The organism is Microcystis sp. M44BS1 (genome assembly GCF_020244875.1).
GTDB lineage: Bacteria > Cyanobacteriota > Cyanobacteriia > Cyanobacteriales > Microcystaceae > Microcystis > Microcystis panniformis.
Genome location: NZ_JADBVM010000079.1, coordinates 1 through 17,196, shown reverse-complemented (window position 1 = coordinate 17,196; position 17,196 = coordinate 1). Strand labels below are relative to the sequence as shown.

Sequence of the window (17,196 nt, the reverse complement as noted above, 5' to 3'; positions counted from 1 at the left end):
CCCCGCCTATCGGCACCCCCCTTATCAAGGGTAGATACCCCCGCCTATCGGCACCCCCCTTATCAAGGGGGGCAGGGGGGATCGAACCTAAAATCCATTTTAAATTTAATTATAACCAGCTACTTATCAACGATGACGTAATTCAATCACATCTTTTTTGATCGTGACATCATAGGAACCAAAAAAGGTTTGTCCCAAGAGTCCTAATCCTTCCATTTGGGGAGAAATACCAACAATCTGATTAGATAAAGCCACCTCGCCAACTTTAACAGAATTAATGCGACCAAGATAAACAGTAACGACACCGCCGGCGGTATGAGCGACTACTTCCTTTTCCCGTTTGACTTTCATCGCTTTCGCCATGGCATCGGTGAGGACGATGCCACTAGCACCTGTATCAAAAAGCATTTCATAATAGTGACGGTTATTAAAAACCACCATCACCGTGGGAATGCCGTTAACCCGGCGTTGAATCGGTAACTGATAAACTTGCGGGGAATTTTTCCTATTTCTAGATGAACCGCCACAGAGACGGCTAAGATCTATCTGTTGTCCATCTGCTCTTTGGAGAAAGCATTCCGATTGAGCGAGAGTCGTAGGGGTGAAGGGAAATAACAGCAGGGTGCTGGACAATGCGATCGCAGAAAGAGACTTATTCATGGGTTCAACATCGAGAAGACCGACTCGGAAAAGAACGATTCTAGTTCTATAATTCCCCAAAAATGCGGGAAAATAACAGGAGTTTAACCCGGAGGCCAAGCCATTATGCGATCGCCTAAGAGATGGACATGAAGATGATCGACGGTTTGACCCCCATGTTCCCCATTATTGATCACTACTCGATAACCTTGACTTAATTTAGCCTCGGCGGCCACCTTTTTAACAGTTAGTAACAAATGTCCCAATAAATCTCGATCGCTTTCGCTGGCTTCCTCTAGTTTCGGAATCGGTTTTTTGGGGATAATGAGGATATGGGTGGGTGCTTGGGGATTAACATCTCGAAAAGCGAGAACCAGATCATCTTCATAGACGATCGAGGCTGGAATTTCTTTCCGGATAATTTTGCTAAAAATAGTCTCACTCATAGACAGATTACTTTTTTTTTCAACTATACCATTAAGCTCTCAGCTTTTCTGGCTAGGTTATACCGAGAAATAGGCTGATTTTCAGGTTAAATTCCCAAATAAAAGCATTTTTATGCGGAAAACTAGCCGAACATCCTGTTTCATTTTCCTAAGAACTCACTTTATTTTTACTTGAGCCAAAATGTTAGCAAGGGTTTGGAGTGCGGCAATTATCGGCATCGATGCCATTAAAATCGGGGTAGAGGTGGATGTATCGGGGGGATTACCCGGAATTGCCGTGGTGGGTTTACCCGATACCGCCGTGCAGGAGTCGAAAGAAAGGGTAAAAGCTTCCCTAAAAAATGCCGGATTTGCCTTTCCCATCCGCAAAATTGTCATCAATTTAAGTCCCGCCGATATCCGCAAAGAGGGGCCAATTTATGATTTACCGATTAGTATCGGCATTTTAGGGGCTTCCGAACAGGTAGAAGCCGATTTATTGGGGGATTTTCTCTTTTTAGGCGAATTATCCCTCGATGGTAGTTTGCGTCCCGTGGCGGGGGTTTTACCCATTGCTGCCGCCGCCGAAAAAATGGGGATTAAGGGTTTAGTGGTTCCCGCCGATAATGCCAAAGAAGCGGCCGTGGTCAAAGGCGTACAAGTGTATGGGTTTCGTCATCTATCGGAAGTGGTAAATTTCTTAAATGAACCCGATCGCTATTCACCGATGACTTTTAACGCTGCCGAGGAATTTGGGCGATCGCGGGTAAATCTCCCCGATCTCAAGGATGTCAAAGGTCAAGCAATTGGCCGTCGGGCCCTGGAAATTGCCGCAGCTGGAGGTCATAACCTAATTTTTGTCGGGCCACCGGGCAGCGGTAAAACCATGTTAGCGCGACGTTTACCCGGTATTCTGCCCCAGCTGACCTTTGCCGAATCCCTAGAAGTCTCCCAGATTCATTCCGTCGCCGGATTACTGAAGGATCGAGGTTCTCTGGTGCGCGAGCGTCCTTTTCGCAGTCCCCATCACTCCGCTTCTGGGGCAGCGCTGGTGGGAGGTGGCACTTATCCCCGACCAGGGGAAATCTCCCTTTCTCACCGTGGTATTTTATTTTTGGACGAATTAACGGAATTTAAGCGCAGTGTCTTGGAATATCTCCGACAACCCCTAGAGGATGGTTATGTGAGCATTTCTCGCACTCGTCTTTCTGTCGCTTTTCCGGCCCGTTTTACCCTGGTGGCGAGTACCAATCCCTGTCCCTGTGGTTATTACGGCGATTCGGTGCAACCCTGCAGCTGTTCACCGCGACAACGGGAACAATATTGGGCGAAATTATCGGGGCCGCTTTTAGACCGTATTGACCTACAAGTGACGGTAAATCGCCTGAAACCGGAAGAAATGACCCAAGAGAGTCGGGGAGAAGCTTCTGATCAGGTGCGGCAACGGGTAGAAGGGGCCCGACAAAAGGCCAGCGATCGCTTTCAGAATAGCGGGATTCGCTCTAATGCGGAGATGAATTCCGAGCATTTGCGGCGTTTTTGCGCTCTTGATCAGAGCAGTCGCCATATTTTAGAAGGGGCAATCCGAAAATTGGGTTTATCGGCCCGAGCAATGGATCGCATTCTCAAAGTTGCCCGCACCATTGCCGATTTAGGAGATAGTGAAATGCTGAAAAGTTCCCACGTTGCCGAAGCAATTCAGTATCGCACCCTCGATCGTTTAAGTTAGGGTTTGCGGCAAAAAGTTTGTTGCTGGGGTTAGGAGTCGGTCGTCAGGATTCAGGAGGCAGGAGTTGAGAGTTGGGGTTTTAGGGAGTTGGGGTTTTAGGGTTTTGGGGTATTAGTTGAAATTCTCCTATCTCCCCACTCCCCCACTCCCCCATTTCCCAATTCATAATTCCCCCATTTCCCCATTTCCCCATTTCCCCATCACCCTACACCCCACACCCTCTTTCAAGTCAGGAGTCAGGAATCGGGCGATTCTAAGCGTTTTTGCCATTCTCGATCGATTTTATCGGAGCGATCGATCTCTTGTTCGAGATAGTCTTGATCGGTAGAATAACTAATATCAGCATCTGTAATCACTTTTTGGTCAGCAAATTTACGAGAGTAGGCCAGTTTTTGCTCTAATTCAGGATTATTTTGGGCTAATAGATCTGCTCTTTTTTCTCGCTGTTGATTGCGTTGATTAACCCGCTCATTTCTCCACTGTAAAAAGAAATAACGACCGAGGGGAATCCCCAAAAAAGCACCAGCATAACTGAGGAGAAACCCGTAGATTCCTGTGACTATCGACCCCAGAGAACCGCTCAAATCAACACTATCACTGTTGAGCAAAGATCCTAAAACTAAAGCGAGGATAAAGTTAACCACCCCTAAACCTAAAGCTAGGATAATTTGACCGCTATCTGCTTCGCTAAACTTCCAGCGTTTTTCCTTTAGATAGGGGGAAACTGTTTGTAATTTTCTCTTTTTGGTTGTCACCTGTAGATCGGGAAAATAATAGATAATATCGCCTCGATCGGACACTTGCGGCAATCCATTAAAGCGGGTTAAAACTGGGAGTATATAATCTTCTGTCTCCTCGTGACTGGGGGTAATACTATCGAGATAGGGGGCAATTTGTGGAGCAATAATCGAACCACGATTATTTTGAATTACTTTCCCGATAGTTTGCCAGCGTCTCTCCTCTAAATTAAAATTAGGATCGCCATCGCCAAAAAGAAAAGAAAAAACTGCCTCGAGAAAATTCATCTTACTAGGGGGTTTTTCTGCCTTAACTTCCCTATCCCTTCTTTCGTAGTAGTTATTACCAAAATCGGGATAAAAAATCCAGAAAAAGTCCGTGGGAAAGAAGTTAATATTAATGTTGTTATTTCCAGAATTGTTATCCGAGTCACTATCTTTGAACATTAAGCCGATCAGGATCGCCAGAATAGCCAGCAACAGGATTAAAATCGAAATAATTAAAACAATGCCAAAGGAAATGCGAATAACATAAAAAACTACTTTCCAGATTTTACTCCCGAAAGCTTTTAACTGCAATTGCCAATATTTATTCAGGAGAATCGAGCGAAAATTTTCAGGGAAAAGATAGATAATCTCCCCCGTATCTGCTACCTGTAAATGTCCCCCCGCTTCCGCAGCTAAAGCTAATAATCCCTGTTGTGCAGCGTTAATCTCTAAACCCGATTTTGCCGCCACATCACCCACCGTAACCCGATAGCCTAATTTTTCGATCGATTGTAATAGAGACTCTTGGGGATTCATAGAAAATACTGTTCCTCTCGATTATCCTATTTTCTAGTGTAGTTTTGATTTTGTCTTTTTGGCAGCGGCTATCTGGATTGATGGGTGCGGCATTTTCGACTCGATCGAGAAAATATCGTTATAATTGTTCCAATAGTCGCAAAAAGCAGGGCTAAACTGTATAAATAGTTACTTTATAAGCAATTATCAGAGGTGAGCATGAATGCGTCGGAACAGGCAAAAGGATTAGAATTAACGGCGAAGATCGCCACACTCGTCAACCTGTTTAAACAACAATTCCCCGATGCAAAGGCAGATCTGAAACCTTGGCGCAATGATCCCCACACAAGGGAGTTAACGGATCCTGACTCGATCGATATCGCTTTCCATTTTCCCGGTTGGAGTCCCAGAATTCAAGGGCGCAGTATTCTGGTACAAATTCGTTTTCATCTCGATAGCGAAGATCAGCATCAGCGTTTGATTGGCTTAGAAATGCAGGCTTTTAACCATCAAGGAACCGCTTGGCGACTATCTACGGTGGAAAATTGGCAATTAGTCGGTAATTATCAACCTTCTCCTAAGGTGGCTGATAAGTTAAAATATTTCAGCCGGCAGGTGTTTGAAGTTTTTAAAAATGAGCATCTATAGCTGATTTATCAATAATTTTATCTACAATTTTTCTAAGGCTTTTCTCTCTTTTTCAGTCACTTCTCGCCATTGACCGGGTTGTAATCCTGTTAAGCATAATTTATTGTTTTTGTCAATAGTAATGGCTGTTCTAATTAATCTTAAAGTGGGATAACCAACGGCTGCCGTCATCCGTCTTACCTGACGATTTCTTCCCTCAGTTAAGGTAATTTCTAACCAAGCGGTGGGAACAGATTTTCGATAACGAATCGGTGGCTCTCTGGGGGGTAAATCCGGTTCAAAATCTAGTAAATTAACTATTGCCGGTCGAGTGCGATAATCCTGAATAGGAAGACCTTGACGCAATTTTTCTAAAGCGTTTAGGTCTGGAATTCTTTCGACTTGTACCCAATAGGTGCGCGGATGAGCAAATTGACGATGACCTAAACGATGCTGTAATTGACCGTTATCTGTGAGTAATAATAATCCCTCACTGTCCCTATCTAAACGACCGACAGAATAGATATTCGGGATGGGAATATAATCTTTTAAAGTCGAGCGACCATTTTCATCAGTAAACTGACATAATACATCGTATGGTTTATAAAAAAGGATATATTTATTCAAGGGAAAAAGGAGTTAGGAGATAAGTAGTCGTGCAAAATTAATTTCTTGGTTAGAATAGGCAAAAGGCAAGAGGCAAAAGGCAAGAGGTAGTTAGATATGTTTAATTAACTTTGCTTAGGTACTTAACTGATAACTGATTACTGACCACTGATAACTGATAACTGATAACTGATAACTGATTTAATCCCGTTGATGGGAGAATTGATAAGCGCCGACAATCGAGAGAAGAAGAGCGACGATTAATAAAATAGGGATAGCGAACCAAGGAAATTGATTGATATCGTAGGCTGCGGCTCTTAATCCTAGACTAGCATAGGTGAGGGGCAAGGCATAAACAATAATTTTTAATGCCCAGGGTAAGGTTTTGGGATCGAAAAAAGTTGCTCCTAAAAAAGACATCGGCACGATTAAAAAGTTATTATAGAGACTGGCACTTTCGAGGGATTGAACTCGCAATCCGACAATTGCCCCTAAACCGGCAAAGACGGCACAATTTAAGATTAAAATTAATAAAAAGAGGGGATTGAGAAAACTGACAAATTTTCCTGTAAATAAGATAGCGATGAGAATCACTGATGCAGAAGTCATTACACCACGCAAAATTCCCGCGAAAACTTTGCCTAAAAATAATGAGAGGGGATGGACGGGAAGTAATAATAATTCCTCGAAGGTTTTACTAAATAAGCGATCGCCACAGATGGAAAAGGTGGTTCCCCCGAAACTGATCGCCATTGAGGACAGAGCCACCATTCCGGGTAAAATAAATTCTAGATAGGAATCGCCGAGCGAGGGTTTCATCGAGCGATCGAGGGCGCTTCCCAACCCCAACCCGAAACCGATAATATAGATTAGGGGAGAAACTAGACCTGTGGCGGCGATCTGAAGGACTCTCGCCCGTAAATCTAGCCATTCTCCCCAAAATACGGTTAAAGTGTCTGTTAATATCGTCTGAGCTTGAGCTAGTTTCACTGGTATTTTGGTTAATTAGTAAATATACTTTTAATAATAATTAACAATTGTCCCCTTTTTCAAGAGTGGCTCATCCCAGTTTAGTAAAATGTAGGGTGCGTTAGACGGCGACAATCTCTGCTTAAACTTGAATCTAACAATCCGTCGTAACGCACCACACCTATCATTAATTTAATTTGGTGCGTTACGCTATCGCTAACGCACCCTACTACTACTACTGACTTATGATAAAATGCTGTCAAGGTCAGAGAGGGAAAACTTGCAATTATTCACTCAATAAAATAACTGATAGCCGAGATGAAACCCTGTTACTGCATTAATCCCGATTGTTCTCAACCGGAGCATCCGAGTAATAATAACTCGAATACTCGTTACTGTCAAAGTTGCGGCTCTGAGTTGTTGTTAAATGGTCAATATAGGGTGAGTCGGTTATTGAGTGATACGACTGGTTTTGGGGTTGTTTATGAGGCTTTTGAGGGTTTTACAGCCAAAATCCTCAAGGTATTACAAGAAAAATGGAATAATGAACCGAAGGCAGTGGAATTATTTAAACGGGAATATGACGTTTTATTAGAGTTAAGTCGTCAAAATGTCACCGGTGTTCCTCGAGCAGATGCTTATTTTCAATATTCCACAAGGGAGGGGAAAATATTACACTGTTTAGTTATGGAAAAAGTGGAGGGTATTGATTTAGAGCAGTGGCTAAAGCAGTATGATAATTTAAGTCAAAAACGAGCCTTAAAATGGCTGAGAGAAATTACTTTAATTCTCGATAAAATTCATCAACAGAATTGGCTGCATCGAGATATTAAACCCCCTAATATCATGCTGCGGAATAGTGGCGAGTTGGTGTTAATTGATTTTGGGACAGCAAGGGAAGAAACCCAAACCTATCATCAAAAGGTCAAAGGTCAACAGGTAACAGGTATTCTCTCACGCGGATATACACCCAATGAACAACAACATGGCCAAGCAGTGATTCAATCAGATTTTCATGCTTTAGGACGAACTTTTGTGCATTTATTAACCGGAAAACATCCCTTAGAAATTTATGATCCGATTGATGATGTTTTACCTTGGCGAGAAGAAACGGAAAATATTCACCCGTTATTGTTGGATTTTATTGACGAGTTAATGGGAAGATTACCCAGAAATAGACCGGCTAATACTAGGGTTATTTTACAGCGTTTGGATGAGATTGAACGGCAATTAAAGTTACCTCCTATAACTCCTAATAGACCATCTCCACCACCACCAAATCCGCAGCCTGTTGTAAATCAAAAACAACCACAGGTTATTCCTAAGATTAATCCTTCTCCGCCAGTTTCACCTGTAGCTGTACCCAAAAAAACACCAGCACAACCGGTTAAAAATAATAATCTGAGAAATGGATTGATAGCTATTGGTGGAGTTTTGTTATTAGGAGTAGGAATAACGCAAGCTTACGGTTATTTTAAATATAACCAGTTTCCTGCAAATGATCCTCTATTTTTTATCTCTTATTTATCTAGTGGTAGTTTTCTCTATCTCGATAAAACCCTTACTGGTCATTCTGGCAAGGTTGAGTCAGTAGCATATAGTCCCGATGGTCGCTATTTAGCTAGTGGTAGTAGTGACACAACTATCAAAATTTGGCAGGTAGCAACGGGTAGAGAATTACGTACCCTTACTGGTCATTATAGCTTTGTGCGCTCAGTAGTATATAGTCCCGATGGCCGCTATTTAGCTAGTGGTAGTAGTGACGAAACTATCAAAATTTGGGAGGTAGCAACGGGAACAAAATTGCGTACCCTTACTGGTCATTCTAACATAGTTTGGTCAGTGGTATATAGTCCCGATGGCCGCTATTTAGCTAGTGGGAGTTATGACAAGACTATCAAAATTTGGGAGGTAGCAACGGGTAGAGAATTACGTACTCTTGCTGTTCATACTGACTTGGTTTCCTCAGTAGCATATAGTCCCGATGGCCGCTATTTAGCTAGTGGGAGTCTTGACAAAACTATCAAAATTTGGGAAGTGGCAACGGGAAAAGAATTGCGTACTCTTACTCGTCATTCCGGTTGGGTTTACTCAGTAGTATATAGTCTCGATGGTCACTATTTAGCTAGTGGTAGTCAGGACAATACTATCAAAATTTGGGAGGTAGCAACGGGAAAACAATTGCGTACCCTTACTGGTCATTTTGAGGCAGTTTTCTCAGTAGTATATAGTCCCGATGGCCGCTATTTAGCTAGTGGGAGTGGTGACAATACTATCAAAATTTGGCGGGTGGGACAGTAAACTTGTGTTTGGGGTGACAGCAATAACTTTTGTCTATCAAAAATGAGCGACACTTGCGGGAAACCCAACTGCACCGATGTCTTTAAAAATGTTGGGTTTTGGCTCAAATTATTGAATCGAGCAGTTTTCTCCTAAGTATTAAAGCGCTCAACCCAACCGACAAGCTAGAGGGGATATTATCTACATCAACAAACTATAATCTACATTAAAGAAATGTCCTAATAATTTCGCCTGTTCTTGGCTAATTGACCCTTTTCCTTCAATTAAACTAGAGGCAATTTTGTCAGAGCCAAGGATTCTGGCTATGTCTTTCTTATTAACGCTTTGCTGTTCCATCAAAAACAATAACATAGAATGAGGTGTGGTTGATTCCTGTAGATAAAAGCTTTTTTCAAAATTCCCAATTAAAAAAATTAGAAGCTCATAAAGTTCATCTTCTTCGGGAGTTCGCTGCTGACGGTGCATTAATTCTTCCACAATAGCCAAAGCTTTTTCATTTTCTGCCTCTGTTTTAATAACTTTAGGTAAATGGCGAGCTAGTAATTCTTTGTATTTTTCTGGATTAAAAGTAAGGGTCATTTTTCCATTGCTCCTTATCGTATTCAGCGTGAGTTAAAACATACTTGATATAAATTAGCCGCTTCTGATAAAAACAAACATAAATTATCTCTGGGGGTGATTCGCTGCCAAAGTTGTTTTTCCATCGGTAATTCAGTTGCTTGTCATCGTCAGTTATTGACACTCCGGCCTGCTACTTTGTCCTTAGCTGCTATATTAACTGGTTAGACCGTGTTTTAGGGCAAAACGCACCAATTCCGTGCGACTATTAGTACCAGTCTTGCTAAATAAGCGACTGACGTATTTTTCTACGTTTCTGACACTGGTTTCTAGACGACTGGCAATTTCTTTATTCATCAATCCCTCTGCTACTAAATCTAAAACACTTTGTTCCCGGGGGGTAAGATCAACTTTAATCGGGGGGGGAGTGGTAGTAAAAGTGTTCTGTTGTCCCACCTGCTGTTTTAATTCCCGGATATCTCGGGCAATTTCTTCTAATCTAGCGTTTTCGCTGGTGGCTTGCAGGGATTGACGACGGCGCTCGATTAAAGACTTGATTAATGCTTCTAATTCTTCGGGATCGAAAGGTTTCGATAAATAAGCATCACAACCAGCATTATAACCCTGAATGCGATCGCTTGTCATCCCCCTTGCAGTGAGAAAAACCACGGGAATTGTCTGAAAACGACCATCTTCGCGCAATTTCTTCAGAAACTGATAGCCATCCACCTGCGGCATCATAATATCGGAGATAACTAATTCCGGAATTTCTTGATTGAGTAAATCCCAGGCTTCGTTAGCATTACTAGCAGTTCTTACCTCGAAGTCATCCCCGTACTGTAGATATGCTTGCACAGATTCACGAACCCCCGGTTCGTCATCCACTAACAAAACTTTCGCAGGTGTGTCCATCAATTTCTCGCAGCGATCGAATATTGTCCGAATCCTATCTTATCAGCTAAGGAGATAGGAGTCAGTAATCAGGAGGCAAAAGGCAGGAGGTTATTTTCATTTATTCTTCCCACTTCCCTATCTCCCCACACCCCCCCTGTCCCCCCGATGTCGGGGGGGTTGGGGGGGTCACACCCCACACCCCACTTCCCAGATCATCCTCAAGATAGTGGCGCTGAGTTAAACTAGCAGATAGAACTAAAAAGTTACAAAAATCACACAATGATTTTACAATCATTTCACCATTCTTAACAAATCCCGTGACCATTCTCTGCTGGCTCGATCGCATTAGTGCTTCTGCTCGCCCCCTGGTGGGGGAAAAAGCTTTTATTGCCAGTGAATTACACCAGCGAGGATACCCAATTATCAGGGGATTTGCCATTTTTAACCGCATTTTTGCGGAATTTTTGGAAACTATTAACAATGCTGACTCGTTCCTGACTGATTTTCCCCAGTCTTCCCTCTATTTAGACGTAGATAACCCAAAAGCTCTGCAATTAGTCGCCAAAGAAAGTCGGCGGGCCATTTTACAAGCGCAAATTCCTCCTCTCTGGTTAGAAGAACTAACGGCAGCCGTGGCACAATTATCCATGGATAGCCTAGTATGGCGCTTTTCCTTACCTGCTCATCTGGCTCGGCGAACTCTCGGTTTATTTTCCGCCCCCATCAGTGGAATTAAAGCAGATAATCTAGAAAATGCCCTAAAACAAGCTTGGGCGGAGTTATTCACCGCCAGAAGTCTATTTTATTGGCGAAAAGTGGGAATTGGTTTAGAAAAAATTCAATTATCTTTACTGGTACAACCGTTATTACCAGCCAATTGTGCGGGAAATGTGCTGATTAATGAGGATAACTGGCAAATTCAGGCAGTTTGGGGATTAGGACACAGTTTAGCTAATGGAGAAGTGGCACCGGATACCTATATTATCGATCGCTCTGGTCAATTACGCAGTCGGCAATTAGGCAATAAATCCCGCGCTTATTATCTCAACAGTGACAGTAATCTGCTTGCACCACAATTATTAGCACCCAGTTTACAGGAAAGCTACTGTTTAGATAATTTCGCCATCGATCGCCTTTGTCAACTGGTTCAATCTCTACTGGCGGAAAAACCCAGCTTAACCAGCATAGAATGGCTGATGATGCTAGATGGTCAAATTTATATTCTCAACTGTCACAGCCAGGAAATCACACCTACTACCTCCAATTATCCCTTAAGAGGATTAGGGGCATCCCCAGGGTTGGCATCGGGAGTGGCAAAAGTGATCAGCAATTTCGACTCCCCAGAGGCAAATTTTCAGGATTGCATTCTGGTTACTACTAATTTACCTCCGAAAAAACTGCCCCATTTACGCCAAATTCGAGCAATGATCACGGAACAGGGGGGATTAACTAGCCATGGAGCCATCTTAGCCCGGGAATTAGCCATTCCTGCCATTGTCGGGGTGAAAAATGCCACAGAAATTATCCGCTCAGGCGAGATAATTTTAGTAGATGGTACGAGGGGAATTATTTCTCTAGCATCTCAGGAACAGATTTCCTTACCCCCAGCACCCCCCAGAGAAACCGACGGGACGGCAATTGCTACCCGTTTGATGGTTAATCTCAGTCAAACTGAAAGTATTGCCAGAATCCGAGAACTACCTATTGATGGGATCGGTTTATTGCGCTCAGAATGGATGATTTTAGAGTTACTTTCTCAGCGTAATCTAGAAGAATGGTTAACTCCAGAGCATCAAGAAGCATTGATCGAGAGATTAAGTGATTTAATCGCACAATTTGCCCTTAGTATCCAGCCTAAGCCTTTATTTTACCGTTCTTTTGATGCTCAACATTCGGCTAAAGACAGTCGGGGAACCCATGGTTATATTTTAGATGCGACTCTATTTGATCTAGAATTGCAAGCTTTACGACGGGTACAAACCACCAGCGCCACCAATATTAATTTACTGCTTCCCTTTGTCCGCGGGGTTGAGGAATTTATTTTCTGCCGGCAACGGGTACAATCGGCTTTACTCACTCAAGTCCCTTCTTTCCAATTGGGGATAATGGTGGAAGTACCGGGGGTAATCTTTCAATTGAGGGATTATGTGCAAGCAGGGGTACAGTTAATCGCTATTGGTACTAATGATTTAACTCAATTACTTTTAGGTAGCGATCGAGAACATTTCTCAGAATATTTTAATGCCCGTCATCCCGCAGTCAGGGCAGCTTTAAAACAAATTATCACCCAAGCAAAAGTTTTACAGATTCCCTGTTCCGTTTGCGGCATGGCTATCGTCCAGTATCCTGAACTTATCGATGATTTGATTGCTTGGGGTGTGACTTCTCTTTCGGTGGATACAGAAGCAGTTTTAGCCACTAGAGAGGCAATTGTTCGCGCCGAAAGAAGGTTTTTATTGGAAAATGGCAGATAACCTCGGCAAAAGGAGCGTTAGGGGTTGGCTGTTGGGGAAGATGTTAAGTAGGGTTTGCGGCAAAAAGTTTGTTGGTGGGGTTAGGAGTCAGTAGCCAGTCGTCGGGAGATAGGGATTTAGGGGTTTAGGGAAATTTCAGCCAAATGCTCCACTACCCCACTACCCCACTTCCCCACCACCTCACTACCTCACTTCCCCACTACCCCACTTCCCCACTTCCCCACTTCCTAATTCATACTTTGTGCTTTTTGTCAAAAAAACTTTTTTTTTGCAATAAAACTACACAAAAAAAAGATCATCGTTGTGGGTGAAATTGACTCATTTACCTGTCTTAATTGGGATTACCTTCTAGGTGTGGCAAGGGTTTCAAGCGTTGCTGCCCAAAAAAGCATAAAATACCCCATTATGAAATTCTATCAAATCGCTGTAACCAGCATAACATCGTTGTTAAATAACAATCTTTCTCAATTAATTCTTAAGAATTTGTAAATATTGCGAAATGTTAATTTAAATATTCTCAAGTTTTTGGAGTTAATAGATAATTTTTACTTATCTTTGACCAACATTGGGTTAGGAGACAGGAGATAGGAGACAGGAGATTATTTTTATTTATTCTCCCCACTTCCCCACTTCCCCACTTCCCCACTTCCCGCTCCGGTACTCTTCTTAAACAGAATTTAGCATTAGATACCGAACACCCTGTCCCCTAATGCCTAGAGAATTTCAATAATTCCTTGACTGCCATCGAGACGAATTAATTGACCATCTTTTAACAATTTCATGGCATTATGCACATCCATAACTGCCGGAATTCCGTATTCTCTGGCAATGATAGCACCATGGGATAATTGTCCCCCCACCTCGGCAATAATGCCCACAGCCTGGGATAATAAAGGGGACCATCCTGAGTCAGTATAGGGAATAACGAGAATAGTATTGGGGGCAATTTCTAGATTTTGTAGGGTTGGCATAATTTTGACTCGTCCCTCCACTGTCCCCCGACTAGCGGCAATTCCCTGTAAGCGTTTTTTGGCAGTTAAATTTGAAACTAAAAATTCTCTTTTCGGGGGTTGTCCATAAACGATATAGGGAATATCGGTTAATTGAGAGTTTTCTTGGAATTGTTGGCGACGCTGACGGATAATCTGCTTAAGATTGGCGATTTTATTATTCTGACCTAACTGAGTAACTTCTGAGTAATTTAGATAAAATATATCTCCCGTCTCCGATAATATTTGCTGCTGTAACCAGAGGGTTTCCAAAGCGAGAAAATGCCAGCGTAGGTGAGCTAAAAGACGGGAGTAAATTTCAGTCACTTGGTTTTTGATATTTAATCTTTTTTGGACATTGTGGGAAGATTTGACTTTTTTATGGCTATTATTGCCCGGAATATCTAAGGGTAGTTGTAGCAGATATGGGGGATTTTCTCGCCATCTCGGTATCGAAATATCGGTCCCCACTTCGCTTAAATAACCGTAGGTTTCTAACCAGAGGGAAAAAGCTGAGTCAAAATCTCGATCGAGCCTATTTTTTCTCAGTTCAGATAGCGATCGCATTGAGGCTATTTCTGGTGCTTGGGAGTTATCCAATTTCTCAAAAGGTACTTGCGAAATACTGCGACGCAAAGCGAAGCTAAGGGGGGCAAGAATACTATAATAGGTAGCTTTTTTTAAGACGGTTAAAATTTCTTCAATTTGCTCTAAAATCTCCCCAGAAGATAAAGCTTCTAGGGAAGTAGCGTTAATTTTTTCGAGCGTCGGGATAAAATAGTTTTTTTGATCTTGGCTAAAGTCTTTTTCTAACTGTAATTCCCGTCCTAAAAGTTTTAATAAACCAGGGGAATTAGCCAAGGTTGCCGCTAAAGGTGGTTTGGTAAACTTTGCCCCTTTGGTAAGAAATTCTAAGCTTTCTGGAGGTAATCCCATGCGACGGAAAATGGTTCCTAATAAAGAAGCATTAAAATAGGCTCTTTGATAGTGTAAAGTCGCTGTTTCATTGAAATCCAAATCGAGGGCTTTTTTGTCTAAAACTAACTGGAAAATATCTCCCCAAACTCCACAGGTTAAAGGACGATTAATCGACCAAGGCAAAGGACGAATCACTCCGGGGATAACTTCATCGGCGATTTTTCTTGTCCAAATTGGCTGTAAATTAGTGATAGGACGGCACTGTAATAACCATAATTTTCGTCCGTCATGAGTCCATTCTATATCTTGGGGAATGCCCTGATCAAGGGTTTCTAATTGCCGACAAAGATTAGCTACCTGTTGAATAATAGCTGGGGGAATATCTCCCTCTCCGATGATGATATTTTCTTCTAAATTAACTCGATAACTTTCGGGGGTGATTCTTCCCGATACAACTCTAGTGGCATCTCCGGGTAAAGCTTCAATAACCACATCTAAACTGAGAGGATTAATCGGATCACGACTGAAGGCAACTCCCGAAAAAACTCCTCGAATTTGTTCTTGAATTAACACAGCCATGGCCGTGTTTTCTTGACCTCGATCGAGTCGATAATTAACAGCATTAGGACTATTATAGGAGGTTTGGCAACTTAAAATCGCCGCCGCTAAATTTTCTCGATCGATGACGTTAAGAATTGTGGTATATTGTCCCGCAGATGAAGCGGTTTCACCATCTTCTCCAATAGCGGAAGATCGCACGACTAAGGGATGATTAATATCAGGATTAAGAGATTCTATTAACGGTTGTGGATCATCCCCCGGTGGTAAAACCAAACCCCTAGGAATGGGATAACCGGCACGCTTAAGATCGGCTAGAGTGGCGGCCTTTTGTCCCACTTTTGAAGCTGCCAGATTGTCATCAAGAGTTTGGATCGATCGATCTCCACGAAAAAAACGAAACATAGTTTTTGATTCATTGTTAACACTTGCTTCGGGTAAGTCTAAATCATCGGGGATTTTTTGAAAAATTGCCCCTAATAAACAGGCTAAAGCAATGGCAGTTATAATATAACCTGAATCGTGGGGACGGCGCAAGGTGAGAATTAAAGCTAATAAAAATAATCCTACCAATCTACCTGTAGATTTTTCCCGAAAAATAGTAAAGCTAATCCCACTAATGATTGAGGTGAGAAAAACAGCGACAAAATCGTGAACAATTAATCCCCAGAAAACATTAGTAGTTCCTGCACCTTTTCCTAACCAATAGCGCCCCACGACTAAGGCAATTAAAGCTAATAATTCCCAAGTGGAGCCGGTGGGAAAAAATAAACGGGTTAGGAAAATAACGATAATTCCCTTGGCTGCTTCCGAAATTACCGCCAAAATTCCCACTAATTTACCCCCATGGTAAAAGGCGGCAGTTACACCGATATTACCAGTACCTAATTGGGATAATTTACGTCCAGTTACGAGATAATTTATCCAATCGATCAGAGGCAATCCACCGATGATGGGACAGACTAAAAAAATAAATAGGGAACCCCAAATTTCTCTCATTTAAAATGCGTCTTAGTTTACGATCTTGTCTTAGTAACGACCTTGAGAACATGAACACGAAAGCGATAGAATAAATTGAGATTAATGGCTTAAAAACCAAGCAGATGGAGCAAATAAAGGCAATAATTGCGGATTTTAAGCGGCAAAATCAACCCCTCAAACTGAACAAAAAAACGAAAAGAGTAAGGTGGACGATGCACACCCTACAGACTTAAGAAAATCTGATTGACAGTGAGATTTAATTCCGTGAAAGTCTGGGAAATTAGGCGATCACTGTCTCGAAATTGCCGAATTTGATATTCTTCCTCAACTAAGCGACAAACAGAGATGGTCGGTTGTTTAGAAGTGCCAAGAAAATTACGCCCACCTAAGGCTGCATAATCGACAATCCAATATTCAGGAATACCCATTTCTTCATAATCAGCAAATTTTAAGTAGTAATCATCACGCCAGTTAGTCGATACCACTTCAATGATCAGAGGGATAGATGCACCCTCACTAAGGATTGATTCTTTTTTCCATAATTTTTCCTGAGCGAGCTTGGTTCGATTTAGCACTAATACATCAGGAAAATAACCAGAGTTTTTACCAGCAGGTCTGACAATCGCTTGGTTAGGAATTAAATAAGGAAGCCCCAGTCTATCAATTATTCCACTGAGTTTAACAGTTAAAAATCCTTTGATTTCCTCGTGTTCTCCTGCGGGTTGTGCCATTGCAATAATATTTCCATTGTGTAGCTCATAACGTACTCCAGAATTTTCAGGCAGCCAAGGGACGAATTCCTCAAAATTAACAGTTTTAGGTAGGGTTTGGCTCATAGCTGGCAAAATAGCTTTCTCTCTCTACTAACTATTAGGGGTCGAGAAGGTCGTCACCGACCTCCCCTCCCATTCAGAACCGTGCATGAGACTTTCACCTCACACGGCTCCTAGTTTGACTGTTCCCTTGTTAAGGATACCGCTTGACTTCTTTTGGTTGTCTTTGTATTAT

Annotated in this window: 14 protein-coding genes; 4 read left to right on the top strand and 10 right to left on the bottom strand. The window is 42.2% G+C overall.

All coding sequences use genetic code 11. The features are described 5' to 3' along the window. Window positions 1-126: 126 nt before the first annotated feature. Together IM515_RS04910 and IM515_RS04905 are read right to left on the bottom strand one after the other, a co-directional pair. Window positions 127-660, bottom strand: coding sequence for a retropepsin-like aspartic protease family protein (locus IM515_RS04910; RefSeq protein ID WP_287627995.1), 534 nt, complete (start codon window positions 658-660; stop codon window positions 127-129). An 83-nt stretch (window positions 661-743) separates the two neighbouring features. Beyond that, the gene (locus IM515_RS04905) at window positions 744-1,085 is read right to left on the bottom strand and encodes a histidine triad nucleotide-binding protein (RefSeq protein ID WP_287627994.1); all 342 of its coding nucleotides are present in this window, start codon (window positions 1,083-1,085) and stop codon (window positions 744-746) included. 181 nt (window positions 1,086-1,266) lie between these two features. On the opposite strand from IM515_RS04905, the gene IM515_RS04900 reads away from it, so the two are divergent. Continuing rightward, window positions 1,267-2,793, top strand: a complete 1,527-nt coding sequence (locus IM515_RS04900; protein WP_287627993.1) for a YifB family Mg chelatase-like AAA ATPase — start codon at window positions 1,267-1,269, stop codon at window positions 2,791-2,793. Window positions 2,794-3,029: 236 nt separating this feature from the next. Here IM515_RS04900 and IM515_RS04895 read toward each other — a convergent pair whose 3' ends face one another. Continuing rightward, on the bottom strand, window positions 3,030-4,334 hold the full coding sequence (locus IM515_RS04895) for a hypothetical protein (RefSeq protein ID WP_287627992.1): 1,305 nt from the start codon (window positions 4,332-4,334) through the stop codon (window positions 3,030-3,032). A 198-nt stretch (window positions 4,335-4,532) separates the two neighbouring features. Here IM515_RS04895 and IM515_RS04890 point away from each other — a divergent pair, with 198 nt between their 5' ends. Continuing rightward, on the top strand, window positions 4,533-4,961 hold the full coding sequence (locus tag IM515_RS04890; protein WP_002740194.1) for a Tery_1686 family protein: 429 nt from the start codon (window positions 4,533-4,535) through the stop codon (window positions 4,959-4,961). A gap of 21 nt (window positions 4,962-4,982) precedes the next feature. Here the strand turns inward: IM515_RS04890 and IM515_RS04885 are convergent, their stop codons facing one another. Together IM515_RS04885 and IM515_RS04880 are read right to left on the bottom strand one after the other, a co-directional pair. Then, window positions 4,983-5,567 (bottom strand): pseudouridine synthase, encoded by a 585-nt coding sequence (locus tag IM515_RS04885; RefSeq protein ID WP_002793040.1) that lies wholly within the window; start codon window positions 5,565-5,567, stop codon window positions 4,983-4,985. 180 nt (window positions 5,568-5,747) lie between these two features. Next, a complete protein-coding gene (locus IM515_RS04880; RefSeq protein WP_287627991.1) occupies window positions 5,748-6,536 on the bottom strand; it encodes an ABC transporter permease in 789 nt (262 codons plus the stop codon). A 297-nt stretch (window positions 6,537-6,833) separates the two neighbouring features. Between IM515_RS04880 and IM515_RS04875 the strand changes: the two genes are divergently transcribed. Then, window positions 6,834-8,816 (top strand): serine/threonine-protein kinase, encoded by a 1,983-nt coding sequence (locus IM515_RS04875; RefSeq protein ID WP_287627990.1) that lies wholly within the window; start codon window positions 6,834-6,836, stop codon window positions 8,814-8,816. A 180-nt stretch (window positions 8,817-8,996) separates the two neighbouring features. On the opposite strand, the gene IM515_RS04870 is transcribed toward IM515_RS04875, so the two are convergent. From IM515_RS04870 to IM515_RS04860, 3 genes are all read right to left on the bottom strand, one after another. After that, complete coding sequence (locus IM515_RS04870) at window positions 8,997-9,395, bottom strand: helix-turn-helix domain-containing protein (protein WP_287627989.1); 399 nt, start codon at window positions 9,393-9,395, stop codon at window positions 8,997-8,999. Next, window positions 9,379-9,483, bottom strand: coding sequence for a type II toxin-antitoxin system HigB family toxin (locus IM515_RS04865; protein WP_287628042.1), 105 nt, complete (start codon window positions 9,481-9,483; stop codon window positions 9,379-9,381). Before IM515_RS04865 ends, IM515_RS04870 begins: the two co-directional genes overlap by 17 nt. Before the next feature lie 107 nt (window positions 9,484-9,590). After that, window positions 9,591-10,286 (bottom strand): response regulator transcription factor, encoded by a 696-nt coding sequence (locus IM515_RS04860; RefSeq protein WP_287627987.1) that lies wholly within the window; start codon window positions 10,284-10,286, stop codon window positions 9,591-9,593. Between the two features lie 299 nt (window positions 10,287-10,585). Here IM515_RS04860 and IM515_RS04855 point away from each other — a divergent pair, with 299 nt between their 5' ends. Continuing rightward, window positions 10,586-12,742, top strand: coding sequence for a putative PEP-binding protein (locus IM515_RS04855; RefSeq protein WP_287627986.1), 2,157 nt, complete (start codon window positions 10,586-10,588; stop codon window positions 12,740-12,742). Between the two features lie 713 nt (window positions 12,743-13,455). On the opposite strand, the gene IM515_RS04850 is transcribed toward IM515_RS04855, so the two are convergent. Further along, a complete protein-coding gene (locus IM515_RS04850) occupies window positions 13,456-16,206 on the bottom strand; it encodes a glycerol-3-phosphate acyltransferase (RefSeq protein WP_287627985.1) in 2,751 nt (916 codons plus the stop codon). Between the two features lie 203 nt (window positions 16,207-16,409). Further along, window positions 16,410-17,024, bottom strand: coding sequence for a Uma2 family endonuclease (locus tag IM515_RS04845; RefSeq protein WP_287627984.1), 615 nt, complete (start codon window positions 17,022-17,024; stop codon window positions 16,410-16,412). Window positions 17,025-17,196 lie beyond the last annotated feature (172 nt).